Below are 18,844 nucleotides of genomic sequence, written 5' to 3' on the forward strand. Positions count from 1 at the left end.
TTACTTCTTATCTAAAAATTGATGAACTTTCTGCCAAAATTCCGGATTGCGACCGGCTAGCTTCTGACATTGACTTTCCAGTTCCAGTTGAGCGGCAAAGTCATTATCAAAAGCGCGGTAGAGGCTACGTTTAATGAGTTCCAAGCCCAACCGAGGCTTACCCTTTAAGTTGGAAACAATATTATTCACCTCTGATGAGAACTGATCCTCTTCTACCGCTTTCCAGATGAGTCCATATTCAGCCGCCTCTTCACCCGTAACAACCTCACCGAGCATGGTAATAGCCATTGCTTTAGCCTGACCGGCATTCCTCACAAGCGTAGCTGTTGCACCAGCATCAGGCACCAAACCTAGATGACTGAAAGGAAACGTGAACTTTGCCTGTTTCTTTGCAATAACAATGTCACAAGCTAGCGCGAGCGATGCACCAGCTCCAGCAGCGACACCATTAACTGCAGCGATAACTGGAACAGGCAGATTTCTCAATCTAGTAACCAGAGGACTGTAGGTATTTTTTAGAGAGTCCCCTAAATCAGGCTTCGGTTCTCCCTGAGGAATACGACGCTCCTCAAGGTCCTGCCCAGCACAGAAGCCACGACCCTGCCCTGTCAAAATGAGACAGCGTAACGACTCAAAACGCTCAATCTCTTTAAGAGCTACTTTTAACTCTGCGTGCATAGTTTTGCTGAACGCATTGAGTCTGTCAGGTCGGCTCAATTTTAATTCAACAACACCATCCGTCTCAGTAACTTGAAGACATTCATAGTTATTTGACAAAGACATCACTCACCTCTTAACGCAGCTGCACGCGCTAAATTAGTCTGCACAGCTGTTGTCACATGATAGAAGTCTAATCCTCGTAAACCACCTAATTCTTGACCACCGCCGGCACGACCCGGGCCACCGTGAACACACATCGGCATAACACTGCCATGACCTGAGTGGCCGCGACTAATACTGTCGTCAACAATCAAAAGACGCCCATGAGTCGAGCCGAGCTCGACCACTGCGTTCATTGCAAATTGATCATCGTTAGTGAAGATTGAACTCACCAATGAACCTCCACCTCGGCGCACCAACTCGAAAAGTTCCTTTTCGCTACTGTAAGGCATCAGTGTTGCAACAGGGCCAAACACTTCTGTCTCGTGTACTTGAGTAGCTGATTTAGGATCCTGACATACCAATAGTTTCTGCGTGACGTAAAAACCAGATGATTCGCCATCTAATGTTCCAATATCACCCTCAAAAGCGATCTCTGTCTCACTTAGCAGTGTTTTGACACTCTCTTCTGCCGCTATCTGTTGCGCCGCACTGACTAATGGACCATAAGTAACACCTTCATTAATTGGGTTACCTGGTTTTCCTTTAGAAAGCTTGGCAACCAACGCTTCCTTCGCAGCCTCTAACTCCAAAGCAGGCACAAAGATACGACGAACAGCGGTACATTTTTGCCCCGACTTAATCGTCATCTCTTTAGAGACCTCGTGAATAAATGACTTAAATCCGTCTGAACCTTCAGTAAGATCGGGTCCAAGGATGGATGAATTAATACTATCGGCTTCGGCATTGAATCGAACTGATTCACTGATAACCCTTGGGTTCGATGCAAGCATGGCCGCGGTATCCGCTGAACCTGTAAACGCTACCGCGTCTGCCGATGTAATGTGATCCATTAAATCTCGACCACCTCCCGCCAAAAAGCTAAATGCACCTTTAGGAAGAATGTCTGCATTAACAATATCGCGCGCCATGGCCCATGCAACCGGCAAAGAGACAGCCGCTGGTTTAACCACCGCGGGCACACCAGACAGAAGCGCAACACCGAGCTTTTCTAGCATGCCCCATGCTGGGAAATTGAATGCATTTATGTGAACAGCAGCACCTCGCAGTGGCGTCTTTACATGAATCGCCCTGAAGTTCTCATCTTTTGTGAGCTGTACCAATTCACCATCTGCAATCCATTTACGATCACCAAGCTTCTTACCCAGTGAAGCGTAGTATTTTAATGTACCGATACCGCCTTCCACATCTAGAAATGTATCCATTGCGGTGGCACCGTTATTTTTCGCGCTGAGTTCAGCGTACTCCTCTTTGTTCTCACCCAGAACAGCGCCTATCTGTTTCAATAGGCCGGCACGCTCTAAATAGGTCATGCCACGCAGTGCTGTACCACCCTCTGTTCGAGCAAAGTCGAGAATGTCACCCCCACTGACCTCGTAACCTGCGATGCTACCCATTACTGAGCCATCCAACGCACAATGAACTTCTGCTGCGGTGCTACCGTTATCTTGCCACTCACCTAATAGGTAACTCATCATTCGCATGGTTATTTACTCCTTAACGTCTTATAAACTGTGCTTAAATTCTTTTATCGCAGCAATTAATTGCTCCGGTGCAACTCTATGGGTAGAGTGACAACAATTTGGGATGACTAATGACCCAGATCTAGAAACGGCCTGTGAGACAATAGCATCAACTTGCTCAAGAGTCCCATACTCATCTAGATCACCTTGAACAACGAGCAAAGGCACTCGGATCGACGCCAAGTAGGACTCGATATTAAAATCGAGAAAGTCTGGCTCAAGCCAAGCCTTATTCCATCCCCAAAAGGCGCAGTCAACATTGTCATCTTGGTAACGAGCCAACCTTTTACGAAGACCGCCTGACTCATAAGCGTCACGGGCCTTCTCGATACTTGCTACATAAACAGGTTCGTCCTGCTGAAGATCAAGAACGCCCTTGCCAAACAATTCCGCCGTTTAAATGATGGAGGAGTGAATATGAACCGTACCCTTGGTTGCACCAGTCGAACCTGATGAGTACAACGAAAAACAGGGATCATCACAGGTCGACATAGGCCCTACAAATGAGTCGGAGCTTTTTGCTTCTATATCAGCCACCGAAGCACATCCATCCAAGGACTCTGATCCTGTTACAATCAGAGTTTATAACGTCGGTACTTTACCAAGAAACTCTTTAAACGTTGGGACAAAGTTAGGGTCTATTTTGAGTTCAGAAAACCATTCACTGTCACAGGAAAACTCTGAGTTGAGGGGGTCGGTTAGAGCAGGAAGCCTATTTTGTATATTGTTATAGGCTATATATTGCATTATCCTTGAGATAAGTCGATGCAATATATTTCATATTATTATTTCCCCTGATAGTTAGGGCGTCGTTTTTCCTTAAAAGCAGAAATACCCTCTAGCTTATCTTCAGTATCTAAAAGACGAGAAAATGATGAGCGCTCAGCATCCAAACCTGCATCAAGTGGCAGATCAACGGCTGCTTTAATAGCTCTCTTATTTTCGATAACTGCAAGTGGCGCTTTGGTTGAGATCAAGGTAGCAATATCCAAAGTCTTTTCGACCGTTAGCTCGGGTAAACAAACTTCAGTTACCAAACCACAAGAGAGAGCCTCATTGGCCTCAATAAACTCGCCCGTTAAACACCAACGCATCGCTTTCCCCTTTCCAACAAGGGTAGCAAGCCTTTGGGTCCCCCCTGCACCCGGCAAGATAGCAAGATTAACCTCAGGCTGCCCGAACTTAGCATTATTGCCTGCTACCAAGAAATCACACAGCATAGCCAACTCATTACCGCCACCCAAACAAAAGCCGTTCACGGCCCCGAGTAAAGGCTTTTGCAACTGTCGTATGGCTGCCCAGTGTTGATTTCGCGGATCGGTAGCTACGTCCGCGCCTGTTTTACGTTGCAGCTCATCAATATCAGCACCCGCAGCAAAAGCTCGTTCATTACCGGTTAGAACCATCACTGAAATGTTAGTATCAGCATCCGCCTCGACCAAACACGTCGCTATTTGACCCAACATATCAGTCGATAACGCATTGAGCTCACGAGGTCTATTGAATTGAATCAATAACACGGATCCATGAAGTGAAAGATTAAGCGACGGAAAACGATCGCTATTAAAATTTTCTAGAGTATCCATACCAAAGCTTTAAGCTGACTATCAATAAAACCAGACATGCAATATATTACAAATTCAATCAAAATAATATTGGTAAAGTAACATGCCCATCTATCAATTAGCAGGTGTCACACCCGTCATTCACCCTAGCGCCTATGTTCATCCAACAGCTGTCGTTTTGGGTGATGTACACATTGGTGAAGATTGCTATGTAGGACCTCTGGCAAGCCTGCGAGGTGATTTTGGAGCCATCAAACTAGGTAAGGGTGTCAATATCCAAGACTGCGTAGTGGTCCACAGCTTCCAAGATATCACGGTCATTGTCGAGGATTATGGCCACATAGGGCACGGTGCAATATTGCATGGATGCACCATCCGCGAGGGTGTACTGGTAGGTATGAGCGCTACCGTTATGGATAAAGTCGAAATCGGTGCTCGAAGCTTTGTCGGTGCTCACAGCTTTGTAAAAACAGGAGACTCTTTTCCTGAGAGTTCGATGATTCTGGGAACACCCGCTAAAGTAGTGCGCGAACTATCAGAGCAAGAGTTGGCTTGGAAACACAAAGGCACTGAGGCTTATATTGCACTGGCGAAAGAGTCTCTCAAATCATGCGTGGAAGTAAAGCCACTCACAGAAGCAGAGCCAAATAGAAAAACGATCAGCATTGGTGAGAAGGTCTTACCAAAACAGGACACCGTTAAGTAGTTAAGTAACTAAACATGTCACTAACCCGCATTGATTGAAAAAAGATCTCCAAGCTCTGCCTAGGCACTATGACTTGAGGTGAGCAGAACAGTGAAGCAGATGCCCACGAGCAGATCCAATACTCAATGGATCAAGGCATCAACTTCATGGACTGTGCTGAAAAATAACCTGTTCCCCATGTTGCTGAGACTGCTGACCGTTTCTGGTTTAAGACCAAGGTTTTTAGACGACTCTTCTGCTTTACAACCTCTAGCTGCCCAATAGAGAAAATCTAATTCTCGTTTTGTGAGCTGTCTTTTAATAGATGCGTGGAACAGAATGTGAGAAATGGCATTTTGTGTTCGAGGCGACTTATCCTTTTTCACGTCGTCATGGGGTGCCACTGAAACGGCTCCGGCCATCACTAGCATCCACTTTGAAATGGACAAAACAAGTAATCTCGGACTTCCATTACCTGGGATAGTTCTTAAATTCGTTCCCTCCGGCGACAAATTGGAAATGAGAGTTAAAGGGCCATCTATTTTTCCTGGATATCGAAACAACTCTGAAAAGACAAAAGATGCTTTTGATGAAGGTTGCTTTTACAAAATTGAAGACGCAGGCAAGTTTATCGATCCTGAGCGACGGTCGCGTCACCGAAGACTTTAAACTAACCACAGGAACTTGGGTGTCCGTGGGAACTCTTCGACCAGCATTGGCAAGCAAACTCAGTCCTTATTTCCAGGATTTTGTCATATGTGGTCACAATGAGGACTCTGTCGGTGCATTAGGTTTTATTACACCAGCCCTCAGAGAACTCGCTGGTGCAGAAGCTGAAAACCTCGCACCTCATGAGTGAGCTAACATTCCTGCCGTAAAAGAGATGATAATCGGACGGATGAAAGAGTTTAAAAATGATCACTCAGGCTCTTCCCAACACATCTGTTCACTGCTTATCTTAGATACGCCGCCCAACCTAAAAACAGGTGAAATAACTGATAAAGGCTACATAAACCAGAGAGTATGCCTAACTGAGCGTTCAGAAGAGGTAAAAAAGCTCTACTCTTTAGATGAAGATGCTGTCATTAGAATCTAATGACTTGATTGTAGATTTTTCAATTTTTAGATTTCTAAACCGCCGAATCTGCTTAAGAACTCTTCGGATGCCAGCGGTAAGTTACCCTGCCTACCCTCTAACTCACTGATAAGCCATTGGTGAGCTGCTGGTGTGAGCTGTTTATACAACGAGGCACACAAAGCGCGCGCTTCATTACCAAGCCAGCGACTCCCGAGTATCAAATCCGGCAGGTTAGGGTCTCTTAATGCTAGTTTTCGATATTCATGAATCATTAGCGTTCGAGTGATAAAAGCCGTTTTGGGGTCTTTGAGTTGAGCCGCGATTGCAGAGGCCGTCAGGGACTGATAAAAATCGACAAAGTTAATATAGGTATCATTTAAAGACTGAAGTCCCCAGCCCTGCCAAATTAAATTGCGGAGTGCTTGTTTACTCTCATTAGTTACTTGAGATTCGCAAAGAACCACTCTGTCAGCAAATCCCTTCTCTCTGAGTATTGATTTAACCTCATTGAGATCAGCGTGAGATGACGCGAGTACAGAGTGGCTGAGCGAACCAAAACCACAGAGTGATAACTCATCTGAAAGCGACTTTTTCTCATCTGCAGTTAGAGCGGAGATTAGCAATAACGTCCAAATTCCTTGCCACTGAGGGACATTCAGCCGATAGACGCGATTAAACGCTGCTCTAAAACGGTACTCACCATCAGGGCTTAGTCGATAAAAACTTTTGCGGCCCACTTTATGGGATAGGAGCCAGCCCTCTTGGGTCAGGCGAAAAACGGATGTTCGCATCAAACGTTCATTGATACCAAAGGGTTCCAAAAGTCGAATAAGACTTCCGAGCCATACTTCCCCGCCATGGGCAACAATCGAATCTCCCCAAACACTAATAATAAGAGAAGGAACCCTGAGAGGTGTTTGAGATTGAAAGCGCTGGATGCACAAATCGGCGCATAAGGTTTGTTGCATTAATCTATTTCCAAATAAAGCGATACGAAAATACAGAAAACATAATTTGAATTGTATCTTTTTTTACGGCATATTTAGATACGTTAACAAAGTATCCAGTACACGGGTACTTAATTTCTGTGCATTAATTAATAACGACAATAGCACGAGTCTAAGTAATGAATTTAACCGATATCATATATGAGGTGTCTGAGGGTGTAGCTATGATTACACTCAATAGACCAGACACTTTAAACAGTTTTAATGAAGCAATGCACCATTCGCTGCATTTAGCATTGGATTCAGCCGCCAAGGACTCTCAAGTAAGAGCTGTTTATTTAACCGGTGCTGGACGTGCTTTCTGTGCTGGTCAGGATCTCTCTGATCCGATGGTAAAGCCTGCTGAGCCAATGCCAAATCTCGGAAATGTGATTGAGTCCTACTACAACAACACTGTAAAACGTCTCTACCACATGGAAAAACCCGTCGTTTGTGCAGTCAATGGCATCGCAGCAGGCGCAGGTGCCAATATTCCACTGGCGTGTGATTTCGTTATCGCGGCTAAATCCGCTAAGTTTGTTCAAGCTTTTTGTAAGATAGGTCTGATACCCGATTCAGCCGGCACATGGCTATTACCTCGCCTGGTTGGCCTGGCACGTGCGAAGCAACTCGCTATGCTTGGGAACCCTTTGAGTGCCGAACAAGCCGTTAATTGGGGCCTTATATTTAAAGCCGTTGATGATGACCTCCTTCATGAAGAGTCGATCGCATTCGCAAAGCAACTGGCGACACAACCCACACTTGCGCTGACTAAAACAAAGCAGGCACTGGACCTAAGCTTTAACAATTCTCTTGAGGATCAATTGGACGTTGAACGAGACATACAGACCCGTCTTGGCAATTCAGATGATTATAAAGAGGGTGTTAACGCCTTCATTGAAAAGCGCCAGCCTGACTATAAAGGTTGCTAATTATGAAGGATTCAAGATCTCAAACAGCACAAGAGCTTGCTGAAGCCTGCGCAAAGGAGCTCTATTCCCGTGATACTGCAACCAATCATCTTGAAATGAAGATGAGCAGCGTGTCACCTGGTCAAGCCTCTATGTCGATGTTCGTTAAAGACTTTATGGTACAGGGCCACAATACATGTCATGGTGGTTATCTGTTCACACTGGCTGACTCAGCCTTTGCACTCGCCTGTAATACCTACAATCAGCCCTGCGTTGCGATAGGTTGCAGCATCGACTACGTTGCACCTGGTTTGATGGGTGATCATTTAACTGCAACTGCACAAGAGAGAAGTCGATCAGGGCGTACGGGTAATTATGATGTTGAGATACGTAATCAAGATAATAAATTAATTGCGATTTTTAGAGGCAAATCCTATGCCTTAAAAGGAACTGTTCTTCCGGAAAGTGAGCACTCATAACAAGATTTTAAAAGGAATTAAGCAATGATGGTTGATACCTCTTTCACACCAGATCAACTGGACCCGATGGAACGGGCCAGTATTGATGAGCTTCGCGCCACACAACTAGATCGTTTAAAGAAAAGCGTATCTCACGCTTATGATAATGTCGCTCTATACAAAAAGCGCTTTGATGATAAAGGTATACACCCTTCAGACATCAAAACACTGGATGATTTATCTATTATCCCATTTACCACCAAGAGTGACTTGAGAGACCACTACCCATTTGGGTTGTTTGCAACGCCCATGGATCAGATCGTGCGACTTCATGCTTCAAGTGGCACAACAGGTAATCCAACTGTGGTGGGTTATACTAAAAATGATATCGATCACTGGGCCAATCTCGTAGCACGATCGATTCGTGCGGCAGGAGGAAAACCGGGCGATAAGGTTCATGTATCGTATGGATACGGTCTATTTACGGGTGGTCTAGGCGCCCACTATGGTGCAGAGCGGCTTGGCTGTACTGTCATCCCTATGTCCGGTGGACAGACAGAAAAGCAGGTTCGCTTAATTAGGGATTTCAATCCTGACATCATTATGGTCACACCCTCTTACATGCTCAATATTGCCGATGAGATGGAGAGACAGGGTATCGACCCACATCAATTGAGTCTAAAACTCGGGATATTTGGTGCTGAGCCTTGGACAAATGATCTTCGTCTTTCCATGCAGCGACGTCTTGGCATCACGGCTACCGATATCTACGGTCTCTCAGAGATCATGGGACCAGGTGTAGCACAAGAGTGTGGCGAAACACAGGATGGACCCACAGTATGGGAAGATCACTTCTACCCCGAGATTATTAACCCTGAAACCGGTGAAGTACTGCCCGATGGTGAGCTTGGTGAATTAGTCTTCACAACCCTGAGCAAAGAAGCTTTGCCTATGCTGCGCTATCGAACGCGAGACCTGACAAGGCTTCTTCCGGGTACCGCTCGCCCTATGCGTCGAATCGATAAAATCACCGGCCGTAGTGATGACATGATGATCATTCGCGGTGTAAACGTATTTCCTACTCAAATTGAGGAAGAGGTTTGTAAAGTTCCGCAATTCTCGGAAAATTACGAAATCCACCTGCACCGCGAAGGAAACATGGATAGCATGATGGTTCATATAGAGTTACGTCCAGAGTTTGCTCAACAACCTGAGGAGACAACGGCTCAACAAATCGCGGCATTGAAGCATCATGTAAAATCGTCAGTCGGCATCAGTATCGGTGTTCAACTTCGAGACATAGGGTCCATAACTCGTTCAGAAGGTAAAGCACAGCGCGTATTTGATGAGAGATAAATGAACACACGCAATATCGTGTGAACTTGAGCCCAAATGCGATACATAAAATAAATATTTGTTATTTTTTAGTGTCGCTTTTGATATCATGACTTGAATCACTTATAGAGAGGTCTGTTATGTACGCACAGATGGTTGAAACCGGTGTTAAAAGTGTCAAATCAACTACAGAGATGTCATCAGAAGAACAGGCATTTCAGGCTCGTATTGACGCGGAAATAAAGATTGAACCTAAGAACTGGATGCCAGAGGCATACCGGAAAACACTGATACGTCAAATTTCACAACATGCGCATTCAGAAATCGTGGGCATGCTGCCTGAGGGTAACTGGGTTACTCGCGCACCCACACTGAAGCGAAAGTTGCAATTGATGGCCAAAATTCAAGATGAAGCCGGGCATGGTCTGTACCTCTACAGTGCTATGGAAACACTGGGCGCTGATCGTGATGAAGAGGTCCAAAAAATGCACGAGGGCAAGGCGAAATACTCCAGTATTTTCAACTACCCTACTTTGAACTGGGCTGATATGGGAACCATTGGTTGGCTTGTCGATGGTGCGGCCATAGTGAACCAAGTACCTTTGCAAAGAACCTCTTATGGACCCTACTCTCGAGCAATGATCCGAGTCTGCAAAGAGGAGAGTTTCCACCAACGCCAGGGCTATGAAATTCTTCTGCACCTTATGCGCGAAGGAAACGACGCTCAAAAGGAGATGGTTCAAGACTCCATTAACCGTTTCTGGTGGCCTGTACTGATGATGTTTGGGCCATCCGATGCTCACTCACCCAATAGCGCCCAATCAATGGCTTGGAAAATCAAACGTCACTCAAATGATGAGTTGCGCCAGCGTTTTATCGATCAAACCATTCCACAACTGCAAATTCTAGGCTGTACTGCGCCTGACCCTGATCTAAAATTTAATGAAGAGACCGGACATTGGGAATATGGCGAAATCGATTGGACAGAGTTCTTCGAAGTACTCAAAGGTAACGGCCCTTGTAATAAAGAGCGTGTTGCCCAGCGTAAAAAGGCGATTGATGAAGGCGCTTGGGTTCGTGAAGCTGCTGTTGCTTACGCCAACAAAAAACAACAGCGTAATGCTGCTTAATTTGGAGAACTACTATGGCTGATTGGACCCTATTTGAAGTGTTTATCCGAAGTAAACACGGCCTAAACCATAAGCATGTCGGGAGTGTGCATGCCGCGGATTCTGAGATGGCTATCGAGAACGCGCGCGATCTATATACACGACGCAACGAGGGAGTGAGTATTTGGGTCGTACCATCTGCATCGATAACGGCCACAGCAACGGATGAAAAAGAGGCGTTATTCGATCCATCCGATGACAAAATTTACCGACATGCTGGCTTTTACAAACTGCCTGATGAAGTTGGACACATGTAGAGGCCCCTATGAAACGTTTTGATGATACAACGGAACTTCTGCTTCAACTTGGCGATAGCGCCATGATACAGGCCCAGCGTCTGTGTGAACTTGTTGGAGGAGCACCCGCTCTTGAAGAAGAAGTCGCATTGATGAATGTCGGCCTTGATCTAGTCGGACAAGCGCGTAACTGGTTAGAGTATGCCGCTGAACGTATTGGTGATGGTCGCACAGCCGACGATCTGGTCTTCCTGAGAGACCAAGGCGAGTACAGAAATCTTCTAATTGTTGAACAGCCAAACGGTAACTTTGCGATGACGATGGCTAAGCAGTTTCTATTTGATGCTTGGCACTATCCTCTTCTTGAAAAACTGTGTAGTTCATCTGATGAGAAAATAGCGGGCATCGCGGCTAAGTCCCTTAAAGAGTCTAGTTATCATATCCGTCGTTCGAGTGAATGGATAAAACGACTGGGCGACGGCACTTCTGAAAGCCACGAACGCATGCAATCCGCATTAGACAAAATCTGGCATTTCACATTCGAGCTAGCCAAGCCGTGCGAACTGTTCAAGACATTGGATTCATCTGGTATTGCACCAGGTGTAAATGATCTTTGCAGTGATTGGCACGCGATCATCTCAAAGACATTAACTGAAGCAACACTGATGCAACCTGAGGCTGCTGATAACAACTACCTCAGTGGAGCTAAGGGTCTGCATACAGAAAGCCTTGGTTTTATCTTAGCTGAGATGCAGTTTTTACAACGAGCATACCCGAATGCAAGCTGGTGAGTTGATTGCAACTGATCGACCTGAGCTGACAGAAGAGTCAATTAAGTTAGCTTGGTCAGTTCTGGATGAAGTCATGGATCCGGAAGTACCGGTTGTGAGTCTTACTGACTTGGGTATTGTTCGCGAAATCACACCCGTTGGTGGACTATTACAAGTCGTTTTAACGCCAACCTATTCCGGTTGTCCAGCCACTGAGCACATTGAACAGAGCGCTAAACGAGCCCTTGAAGATTCGGGGTTCAACGCCGTCACCATTGAGCAAAGACTTGCACCCGCTTGGACGACAGACTGGATTACAAAACGCGGTCGACTCCGTTTAAAAGAGTATGGCATAGCACCGCCCATCGGCAGTGCTGACAAGCCACAACTCGATCAAGCGATTCCTTGTCCAGTTTGTGATAGTACCAATACCAAAGAGATTACAGAATTTGGTTCCACAGCGTGTAAAGCGCTGTACCAATGTAACGACTGTCTAGAACCATTTGATTACTTCAAATGCATCTAGGCCAGGGAGATAAAATGAGCAACTTCCACCGTTTAAAAATTGCTGATCGCACAGAAGAGACACGCGACTCAGTCTCGTTAGCTTTCGAAGTACCGTGCGAGATTCAGGAACGTTTTCGATTTAATCAAGGTCAATACCTAACATTAAAAGCTAACATCAATAACGAAGAGGTACGCCGCTCTTATTCAATCTGCAGTGGTGTCCATGACAACGAGCTTAGAGTTGCTATAAAGCGAGTGCCTGACGGTTTGTTCTCCAACTTTGCCAATGATCAGTTGGCAATTGGGGATGAAATTGATGTCATGGAACCCATGGGGCACTTCTATACCGATCTTAATGAAGAGCACTCAGGTAACTATCTTTTAGTGGCAGCAGGCAGCGGTATCACACCTATTCTATCGCAGGTAAAAACCATTTTGAGATCGGAGCCAAAAAGCCACGTCACACTGATATATGGCAACAGAGCGACGGGTTCCACCATGTTCAAAGATCAATTGGAAGATCTTAAAAACAGTTACATGGGACGTTTAAATCTCATCTTCATCTTCAGTCGCGAACAACAGGACATAGACCTTTATAACGGTCATATCGACGCAGAGAAATGTGAAGCCCTCTTCTCTAGATGGATCGATGTTAAGCGATTAACGGATATCTTTATTTGTGGTCCTCAATCAATGACAGAAACCGTGAGTGAATCACTTATTAAAGCGGGAGTCGCGAAGCAAAACGTTCATTTTGAGCTCTTCGGAACGACTCAGGGCAGTGAAAAAAGAGCACAGAGAACAGAAGCTGCTGAGCGTGCAACACACCTATCTAGCATTGAAATCATGCGCGATGGGCATGTTAAGCAGTTTGATCTTGCGCAGAACACGCAAAACATCCTAGATGCAGCTAACGAACAAGGGGCAGAACTTCCCTATTCTTGTAAAGCAGGCGTCTGTTCAACCTGCAAATGCAAGGTGGTTGAGGGGCAGGTTGAGATGGATGTTAGCATCGGGCTTGAAGACTATGAGGTCAAAGAGGGGTTCGTACTCTCCTGTCAATCGTACCCAGTAAGCGACAAAGTCGTTCTAGATTTCGATCAAATATAAAAAACTATAATCAATAAACGGATTTATCATGACATCAACACCAATCGTTCAAAGTTTCATCGCAGGCCAATGGATTGGTCAGAATGCTCATCAAACACTCAATAGTGCAATTAATGGTGATGCCGTCTTTTCTACTCACTCTGAAGCAATAGATTTTAGTTCAAGTCTGGACTACGCAAAGACGATTGGTCACAAAAGTCTGTTGGCTCTCGATTTTCAACAACGAGCCACGGTGTTGAGAAACCTAGGCAAATATCTGATGGAGCACAAAGAGTCTCTTTATCAGATTTCTGCTCATACTGGTGCTACAAGAAATGACAGCTGGATCGATATAGAAGGTGGTATTGCAACACTGTTTGCTTATGCAAGCATGGGGCGTAATGAACTCCCCTCTGGCAATACACTTCACGAGGGAGATCCTGTCCAACTGGGTAAGGTCGGACAATTTTTTGGCAGCCACATCCTAGTTCCGAAGCAAGGTGCTGCGGTTCACATCAATGCATTTAACTTTCCTATTTGGGGAATGTTAGAAAAATTCGCCCCCAATTTTCTTGCTGGCGTGCCCGCTATCGTTAAACCTGCCTCGCAAACCTCTTACTTAACCGAGGCGTGCGTGAAGCTGATGCATCAATCTAATCTGCTTCCATTAGGATCTATACAACTGATCATAGGGTCTACAGGTGACCTGTTGGATCGACTTGATTCTCAAGACATCGTAACCTTTACCGGCTCTGCAGACACCGCTCTGATGTTAAAAAGCAATGCGAACATTCTAAATCACTCTATTCCATTCAATGCAGAGGCAGACTCATTAAACTGTGCGATCCTAGCACCTGATGTGACACCAGAGGATGCGGAATTCGAGCTTTTTGTTAAAGAGGTGGCGCGTGAGATGACGGTCAAAGCAGGACAAAAATGTACTGCAATCCGTCGTATCCTAGTCCCAGAGCATCTTATCGAACCGGTTTCAGGTGCGTTAACACAGAGACTGGGTAAAACGACTTTAGGTGATCCATCGATTGAAGGTGTTCGAATGGGAGCCCTTGCTTCAATAGATCAGCAGCGTGATGTACAAGAAAAACTAGAGATTTTGATGACCAGCAGCGACGTGCTTCTGGGTAGAGGTGCAGAGTGCAAACCCGTTGGAGAAGGCGCTGAAAAGGGCGCGTTTTTTGAACCTACATTGCTTCTAAACACTTCTCCAGACGCAGAGGGGGGTGCTCACGATATTGAACCTTTTGGACCTGTAAGCACACTGATGCCGTACAGAGACGTTGATCACGCTTGCACACTCGCCGCACGCGGCAAAGGCTCTTTGGTGACCACATTAACCACTAAAGATCCTGCCATCGCAGGCGTGGTAGTACCTAAACTGGCTGTATGGCATGGACGCGTTCACATTTTGGACGAACGTTCATCAAAAGAATCTACTGGTCACGGGTCACCGTTACCCATGCTTAAACATGGCGGACCAGGTCGAGCTGGCGGCGGTGAAGAGTTAGGCGGAATTCGAGCGGTTAAACACTACATGCAACGTGCTTCTGTTCAAGGATCACCAACGATGTTGATGGCGGTGACAGGCCAATATGTTCGTGGCGCAGACAAAATCGAAAAACCGCTTCATCCATTCCGTTACCATTTCGATGAGCTCGAGATCGGTCAGACTCTATTAACTCACAGAAGAACGGTTACAGAAGCTGATATTGTTAATTTTGGATGCCTCTCAGGCGATCATTTTTACATGCACTTCGATGAGCAAGCGGCCTGTGACTCCATGTTCGAGAAACGCATCGCTCATGGCTATTTTGTGCTTTCAGCGGCCGCTGGCCTATTCGTTGATCCGGGTGTAGGGCCTGTCCTCGCCAACTATGGATTAGACACACTCAGATTCGTAAACCCTGTTGGTATCGGCGATACCATACAAGCCAGAATCACATGTAAGACGAAAATTGATCAAGGTAAAGTCAACAACAAGGGCGATGCTATCGGCGTTGTCTCTTGGGATGTCGAAGTCGTAAATCAAAACGGCGAGCTTGTCGCAAGCTACGATATCCTGACCCTTGTTCAAAAATCGCAAAAGCCATAATTTTTTGTGAATTAGTTGGAAAAGTGCATAGATTTAGAGACGACACGTGATATGTTGTACTCCTAAACAATAAGCTTCGTATCCAAAAACTCCAGATAATAAGTAGAGTATAGCGTTAATGGATATTCCACATTTAAAGCACTTCGCATCACTTCGTGTTGAAATTGCTGCACCCCAGGAGATAGGTGCAGCACAATTCGGCACGCGCAGAGTGATTCCGATTACAGGTGGCACCGTTCAAGGTAATGGCTGGAATGGCCGTGTTTTAACTGGTGGTGCTGACTTTCAACGTATCGTTTCACCAAGATTAGCCGAACTGGATGCACGTTATGTGCTTGAGTCGGATGATGGCGAGACCATATTTGTACAGAATCGAGCACTGCGCGCTGCTGATCCAGAAGTAACACAAAAGATCATCGATGGAATCCCCGTCGATCCAAGCGAAGTCTACTTCAAGTGTACCCCTATTTTTGAAACCAGTGCCGAACGTTTTCAGTGGATTACGGAACGTCTGTTTATCGGCACGGGTGTTCGAAAGCCTGACTGTGTAGAGATCGATTTTTTTGAGGTCATATGAGTAACGAGACAACCCTTAGCCGCGCGGAGTGGCTTGATCAACACTACCCAGAGCCCGGCCCTTTTAGATGGATCGCTTTTGGCTTAGAAGTCATAGCGGCTTGTGGCCTCTTCTTTTTAATGATGTTGACCGTTGCCGATGTCTTCGGCCGTTATCTCTTCAACAATGGGGTTGATGGTGCTTTTGAGATCACCCAACTAGGTCTTGCCATCATTATCTTCGCCGAAATGCCTGTTGTAACCTGGCGCGGTGGACACATTTTAGTGGACCTACTGGATTCAACGCTTGGCCACAAAATCGTGCGTATTCTGGCTATGTTTTCGGCACTGGCGATCTCAACCTCCTTCTACGTTGTCGGTGTACGTATTTGGCAACTGGGTGCACGAAAACTGCGCCGAGGCGAGGTAACAGAATACTTGGAACTACCAGTAGGCTATCTAATTGAGTACATCGCCGTCATGAGTTGGTTCACTGCACTGGGTATGATCACCTATGGCATCTATCGTATATACAAAGAGAAGCATTAAGGATTTATCACGATGACCGCAGTAATTATAGGCTTCGCGCTCCTTATCTTTTTAATTCTAGTCATCCGAATGCCCATCGCCTTTGCGATGGCGATCGTCGGGTTCTTTGGTTTCGCTATTTTACAGGGCCTAACTCTTGATAACCTTTTCGACTTCCGTTGGAAAGCATCACTGACTTTGGCTTCTAACCGTGTCATTGAGACGGCACAGGAGTACTCTCTCTCAGTAGTCCCTCTGTTCATATTAATGGGTAACTTTGTCACTCGCTCAGGCCTGTCTCAAGAGCTATACAACGCCGCTTATACTTTTTTGGGTCATCGTCGCGGCGGTCTCGCCATGTCTACGGTTGTTGCGTGTGGTGGCTTCTCTGCTATTTGTGGCTCCAGCCTAGCAACGTCGGCGACCATGGCCAAGGTTGCACTGCCACCAATGCGTAAGTTTGGTTATGCCGATTCACTTGCAACCGCATCCATTGCAGCGGGCGGTACACTTGGCATTCTGATACCACCGTCAGTCATCCTTGTTATTTACGGCCTACTGACAGAGACCAGTATCCGCGAACTGTTTGCGGCAGGTTTTATACCAGGTCTTTTAGGCGTCATTCTTTACATGTTAGCTGTGCGCTGGGTCGTTATGCGCAATCCTAAATCGGGCCCAGCCGGTGAGAAATTCACCTGGGCAGAACGCATGCAGGCACTGAAAGGCATCTGGGGTGTACTTCTGCTGTTCACGATCGTAATGGGCGGTATCTACTTAGGCGTCTTTACGCCTACCGAAGCAGCCGGTATTGGTGCGGCAGGCGCATTCTTGATCGCCCTACTTCGTGGACAACTCAATCTGGTGAAAACCTACGAAGTACTGTCGGATACCGTTCGAACATCGACCATGCTATTTGCCGTGATCATCGGCGCATTGATCTTCTCTGACTTCATCAACCGTGCCGGTCTACCCGTTTGGCTTCTTGAGTTTGTGCAGTCGCTTGATGTCTCTCCCATGGCCGTCATTATCGTTATTCTTTGCATCTACATTCTTTTGGGAATGGTATTTGAAAGCCTATCAATGCTGCTGCTAACGGTCCCTGTGTTCTACCCGTTGATTGATAGCCTAGGATTCGATCTTGTCTGGTATGGCATCGTGGTGGTTGTAGTGACAGAGATCAGTCTGATTACACCGCCGGTGGGTATGAACGTATTTGTCCTCAGCGCTGTTCTCAAAGACATTAAAACCGGCACGATCTTTAAAGGCGTAACACCATTCTGGTGTGCCGACATTGTACGCTTAGCACTGATCGTCGCTTTTGTACCGATCACCCTATTCTTGCCGGATCTGCTATATCGTTAACAGTTTCGACTAAGGTGCAGTGGAAGTCATCCCTAAAATAACTTTTACTGTTTTTTTACTATAAAAATAACCATTTAAAATGAGAGCAATAAACATGACCAACCTAAAACTTAAAGCAATCGGCCTAGCGGTAGGCGCTGCAATCTCAATGAACGCAATGGCTGAAACAACCATGCGTGTTGCGACTTGGCTACCACCTACTCACCCACAAAACTCTGTTGCGATGCCAGAGTTCAAAAAGATGGTTGAAGAGGCAACTGAAGGCCGCGTTAAGGTTGTTATCGAAAACTTCCAAGGTCACCCAAAGACAATCTACTCGTCAGTAGAAGATGGCATCATTGATGCCTCTTGGGGTGTAAACGCTTACACGCCAGGTCGCTTTGCTTTAACCGGTGTTGCTGAAATCCCAGGTGAAATGTCGGATGCAGAAGATGCATCTGTAGCATTATGGAAGGTGCAGCAAGAGTATTTTGCTGATGCCAACGAATACGAAGGCCTAGAACTACTAGGCATGTGGGTACACGCACCTGGCATTATCCACTCTAAATTCCGTATCAACAGCTTAGACGACCTCAAGGGTAAAAAGATCCGTCTTGGCGGCGGTATGGTCAATGAACTAGCTGCACGCTTGGAAGTGACCCCTGTCGGCGGTTCAGCGCCTAGCTCTTACGAGAAGCTGCAGCAAGGTGTTGTTGATGGTACCTTCCTTCCAGCTGGTGAACACAAGTTCTTTAAACTGGATGAAGTCACTGACCACCTAACCGTCTTCCCAACAGCGCTTTACACCACTGTGTTCAGCTTCGTAGCTAACCAGGAATTCATGGAAGATCTAGATCCAAAAGATGCTGAAGCAATCCGTGCAGCTCTAGGTGAAAATCTATCTCGAATGCAAGGTAAGACATGGCAGGATATGAATGCGATCGGCATGACGCATGCAAAAGAGGTAGGTACTAACATCCATATGGTTGATAGCTACGAAAAACTCGCTGCAGACATGCGTAACACTATGAAGGGTCTTGACGCAATGTGGATGGAATCGGTAGCCGATCGCGGTGTCGATGCAAAAGCCGCTCTTGAAGCGTTCCGTAACTACCAAAAGTAATCTGTTCTAAATAATCAAAGGGAAGCATATGCTTCCCT

At 46.0% G+C, this 18,844-nt stretch carries 21 protein-coding genes; 16 read left to right on the plus strand and 5 right to left on the minus strand.

What is annotated here, in order from left to right; genetic code table 11:
- The 4 genes from XMD579_RS02080 to XMD579_RS02095 form a co-directional block, all read right to left on the minus strand.
- Entirely contained in the window at positions 1-783 is a 783-nt protein-coding gene (locus tag XMD579_RS02080) for an enoyl-CoA hydratase-related protein (RefSeq protein ID WP_173480354.1), read from the minus strand.
- Entirely contained in the window at positions 783-2,324 is a 1,542-nt protein-coding gene (locus XMD579_RS02085) for a 3,4-dehydroadipyl-CoA semialdehyde dehydrogenase (protein ID WP_173480353.1), read from the minus strand. Before XMD579_RS02085 ends, XMD579_RS02080 begins: the two co-directional genes overlap by 1 nt.
- Positions 2,325-2,345: 21 nt before the next feature.
- The gene (locus XMD579_RS02090; protein WP_173505740.1) at positions 2,346-2,750 is read right to left on the minus strand and encodes an alpha/beta fold hydrolase; all 405 of its coding nucleotides are present in this window, start codon (positions 2,748-2,750) and stop codon (positions 2,346-2,348) included.
- Positions 2,751-3,148: 398 nt separating this feature from the next.
- A complete protein-coding gene (locus XMD579_RS02095; RefSeq protein WP_173480351.1) occupies positions 3,149-3,949 on the minus strand; it encodes an enoyl-CoA hydratase-related protein in 801 nt (266 codons plus the stop codon).
- Between the two features lie 82 nt (positions 3,950-4,031).
- On the opposite strand from XMD579_RS02095, the gene XMD579_RS02100 reads away from it, so the two are divergent.
- From XMD579_RS02100 to XMD579_RS02115, 3 genes are all read left to right on the plus strand, one after another.
- Positions 4,032-4,634, plus strand: a complete 603-nt coding sequence (locus XMD579_RS02100) for a transferase hexapeptide repeat family protein (protein WP_173480350.1) — start codon at positions 4,032-4,034, stop codon at positions 4,632-4,634.
- A gap of 559 nt (positions 4,635-5,193) precedes the next feature.
- Positions 5,194-5,472, plus strand: coding sequence for a hypothetical protein (locus XMD579_RS02110; protein WP_173505607.1), 279 nt, complete (start codon positions 5,194-5,196; stop codon positions 5,470-5,472).
- Positions 5,473-5,511: 39 nt separating this feature from the next.
- Positions 5,512-5,709, plus strand: a complete 198-nt coding sequence (locus XMD579_RS02115) for a hypothetical protein (RefSeq protein ID WP_173505741.1) — start codon at positions 5,512-5,514, stop codon at positions 5,707-5,709.
- A 26-nt stretch (positions 5,710-5,735) separates the two neighbouring features.
- Here the strand turns inward: XMD579_RS02115 and paaX are convergent, their stop codons facing one another.
- Complete coding sequence (gene paaX / locus XMD579_RS02120) at positions 5,736-6,659, minus strand: phenylacetic acid degradation operon negative regulatory protein PaaX (protein ID WP_173480347.1); 924 nt, start codon at positions 6,657-6,659, stop codon at positions 5,736-5,738.
- A 158-nt stretch (positions 6,660-6,817) separates the two neighbouring features.
- Here paaX and paaG point away from each other — a divergent pair, with 158 nt between their 5' ends.
- From paaG to XMD579_RS02185, 13 genes are all read left to right on the plus strand, one after another.
- Positions 6,818-7,609 carry a 2-(1,2-epoxy-1,2-dihydrophenyl)acetyl-CoA isomerase PaaG gene (paaG, locus tag XMD579_RS02125; protein ID WP_173480346.1) on the plus strand — a complete coding sequence of 264 codons (792 nt, stop codon included), beginning with the start codon at positions 6,818-6,820 and terminating at the stop codon, positions 7,607-7,609.
- A gap of 2 nt (positions 7,610-7,611) precedes the next feature.
- Positions 7,612-8,067: a hydroxyphenylacetyl-CoA thioesterase PaaI gene (gene paaI, locus XMD579_RS02130; RefSeq protein ID WP_173480345.1), complete on the plus strand. Its 456-nt coding sequence runs from the start codon at positions 7,612-7,614 to the stop codon at positions 8,065-8,067.
- 27 nt (positions 8,068-8,094) lie between these two features.
- Complete coding sequence (paaK, locus tag XMD579_RS02135; RefSeq protein WP_217364075.1) at positions 8,095-9,402, plus strand: phenylacetate--CoA ligase PaaK; 1,308 nt, start codon at positions 8,095-8,097, stop codon at positions 9,400-9,402.
- A 119-nt stretch (positions 9,403-9,521) separates the two neighbouring features.
- A complete protein-coding gene (paaA, locus tag XMD579_RS02140) occupies positions 9,522-10,511 on the plus strand; it encodes a 1,2-phenylacetyl-CoA epoxidase subunit PaaA (protein WP_173480343.1) in 990 nt (329 codons plus the stop codon).
- 14 nt (positions 10,512-10,525) lie between these two features.
- Entirely contained in the window at positions 10,526-10,807 is a 282-nt protein-coding gene (paaB, locus tag XMD579_RS02145) for a 1,2-phenylacetyl-CoA epoxidase subunit PaaB (protein ID WP_173480342.1), read from the plus strand.
- Positions 10,808-10,815: 8 nt separating this feature from the next.
- The gene (gene paaC / locus XMD579_RS02150; RefSeq protein ID WP_173505743.1) at positions 10,816-11,577 is read left to right on the plus strand and encodes a 1,2-phenylacetyl-CoA epoxidase subunit PaaC; all 762 of its coding nucleotides are present in this window, start codon (positions 10,816-10,818) and stop codon (positions 11,575-11,577) included.
- A complete protein-coding gene (gene paaD / locus XMD579_RS02155) occupies positions 11,564-12,082 on the plus strand; it encodes a 1,2-phenylacetyl-CoA epoxidase subunit PaaD (RefSeq protein WP_173480340.1) in 519 nt (172 codons plus the stop codon). The genes paaC and paaD overlap by 14 nt, the downstream gene beginning before the upstream one ends.
- Positions 12,083-12,096: 14 nt before the next feature.
- The gene (gene paaE, locus XMD579_RS02160) at positions 12,097-13,173 is read left to right on the plus strand and encodes a 1,2-phenylacetyl-CoA epoxidase subunit PaaE (protein WP_173480339.1); all 1,077 of its coding nucleotides are present in this window, start codon (positions 12,097-12,099) and stop codon (positions 13,171-13,173) included.
- Between the two features lie 28 nt (positions 13,174-13,201).
- Positions 13,202-15,259: a phenylacetic acid degradation bifunctional protein PaaZ gene (gene paaZ / locus XMD579_RS02165; RefSeq protein ID WP_173480338.1), complete on the plus strand. Its 2,058-nt coding sequence runs from the start codon at positions 13,202-13,204 to the stop codon at positions 15,257-15,259.
- A gap of 118 nt (positions 15,260-15,377) precedes the next feature.
- Positions 15,378-15,836, plus strand: a complete 459-nt coding sequence (locus XMD579_RS02170) for a DUF3237 domain-containing protein (RefSeq protein ID WP_173480337.1) — start codon at positions 15,378-15,380, stop codon at positions 15,834-15,836.
- Positions 15,833-16,363, plus strand: a complete 531-nt coding sequence (locus XMD579_RS02175) for a TRAP transporter small permease (protein ID WP_173480336.1) — start codon at positions 15,833-15,835, stop codon at positions 16,361-16,363. The genes XMD579_RS02170 and XMD579_RS02175 overlap by 4 nt, the downstream gene beginning before the upstream one ends.
- 12 nt (positions 16,364-16,375) lie before the next feature.
- Positions 16,376-17,704 carry a TRAP transporter large permease gene (locus tag XMD579_RS02180; RefSeq protein WP_173480335.1) on the plus strand — a complete coding sequence of 443 codons (1,329 nt, stop codon included), beginning with the start codon at positions 16,376-16,378 and terminating at the stop codon, positions 17,702-17,704.
- A gap of 94 nt (positions 17,705-17,798) precedes the next feature.
- Positions 17,799-18,806, plus strand: a complete 1,008-nt coding sequence (locus tag XMD579_RS02185; protein WP_173505744.1) for a TRAP transporter substrate-binding protein — start codon at positions 17,799-17,801, stop codon at positions 18,804-18,806.
- The last annotated feature ends 38 nt before the right edge of the window (positions 18,807-18,844 follow it).

The sequence above is a fragment of the Marinobacterium sp. xm-d-579 genome, from assembly GCF_013282935.1.
Lineage (GTDB): Bacteria > Pseudomonadota > Gammaproteobacteria > Pseudomonadales > Balneatricaceae > Marinobacterium_E.

What these genes read in the sequence shown, in the direction of transcription:
- paaZ (WP_173480338.1), top strand. Translation starts at nt 13,202, where the DNA reads ATGACATCAACACCAATCGTTCAAAGTTTCATCGCAGGCCAATGGATT.
- XMD579_RS02115 (WP_173505741.1), top strand. Translation starts at nt 5,512, where the DNA reads ATGAAAGAGTTTAAAAATGATCACTCAGGCTCTTCCCAACACATCTGT.
- XMD579_RS02100 (WP_173480350.1), top strand. Translation starts at nt 4,032, where the DNA reads ATGCCCATCTATCAATTAGCAGGTGTCACACCCGTCATTCACCCTAGC.
- XMD579_RS02175 (WP_173480336.1), top strand. Translation starts at nt 15,833, where the DNA reads ATGAGTAACGAGACAACCCTTAGCCGCGCGGAGTGGCTTGATCAACAC.
- XMD579_RS02185 (WP_173505744.1), top strand. Translation starts at nt 17,799, where the DNA reads ATGACCAACCTAAAACTTAAAGCAATCGGCCTAGCGGTAGGCGCTGCA.
- XMD579_RS02085 (WP_173480353.1), bottom strand. Translation starts at nt 2,324, where the DNA reads ATGCGAATGATGAGTTACCTATTAGGTGAGTGGCAAGATAACGGTAGC.
- paaD (WP_173480340.1), top strand. Translation starts at nt 11,564, where the DNA reads ATGCAAGCTGGTGAGTTGATTGCAACTGATCGACCTGAGCTGACAGAA.
- paaE (WP_173480339.1), top strand. Translation starts at nt 12,097, where the DNA reads ATGAGCAACTTCCACCGTTTAAAAATTGCTGATCGCACAGAAGAGACA.
- paaI (WP_173480345.1), top strand. Translation starts at nt 7,612, where the DNA reads ATGAAGGATTCAAGATCTCAAACAGCACAAGAGCTTGCTGAAGCCTGC.
- paaK (WP_217364075.1), top strand. Translation starts at nt 8,095, where the DNA reads ATGGTTGATACCTCTTTCACACCAGATCAACTGGACCCGATGGAACGG.
- XMD579_RS02180 (WP_173480335.1), top strand. Translation starts at nt 16,376, where the DNA reads ATGACCGCAGTAATTATAGGCTTCGCGCTCCTTATCTTTTTAATTCTA.
- paaX (WP_173480347.1), bottom strand. Translation starts at nt 6,659, where the DNA reads ATGCAACAAACCTTATGCGCCGATTTGTGCATCCAGCGCTTTCAATCT.
- paaB (WP_173480342.1), top strand. Translation starts at nt 10,526, where the DNA reads ATGGCTGATTGGACCCTATTTGAAGTGTTTATCCGAAGTAAACACGGC.
- XMD579_RS02080 (WP_173480354.1), bottom strand. Translation starts at nt 783, where the DNA reads ATGTCTTTGTCAAATAACTATGAATGTCTTCAAGTTACTGAGACGGAT.
- paaG (WP_173480346.1), top strand. Translation starts at nt 6,818, where the DNA reads ATGAATTTAACCGATATCATATATGAGGTGTCTGAGGGTGTAGCTATG.
- XMD579_RS02170 (WP_173480337.1), top strand. Translation starts at nt 15,378, where the DNA reads ATGGATATTCCACATTTAAAGCACTTCGCATCACTTCGTGTTGAAATT.
- XMD579_RS02110 (WP_173505607.1), top strand. Translation starts at nt 5,194, where the DNA reads ATGCTTTTGATGAAGGTTGCTTTTACAAAATTGAAGACGCAGGCAAGT.
- paaA (WP_173480343.1), top strand. Translation starts at nt 9,522, where the DNA reads ATGTACGCACAGATGGTTGAAACCGGTGTTAAAAGTGTCAAATCAACT.
- paaC (WP_173505743.1), top strand. Translation starts at nt 10,816, where the DNA reads ATGAAACGTTTTGATGATACAACGGAACTTCTGCTTCAACTTGGCGAT.
- XMD579_RS02095 (WP_173480351.1), bottom strand. Translation starts at nt 3,949, where the DNA reads ATGGATACTCTAGAAAATTTTAATAGCGATCGTTTTCCGTCGCTTAAT.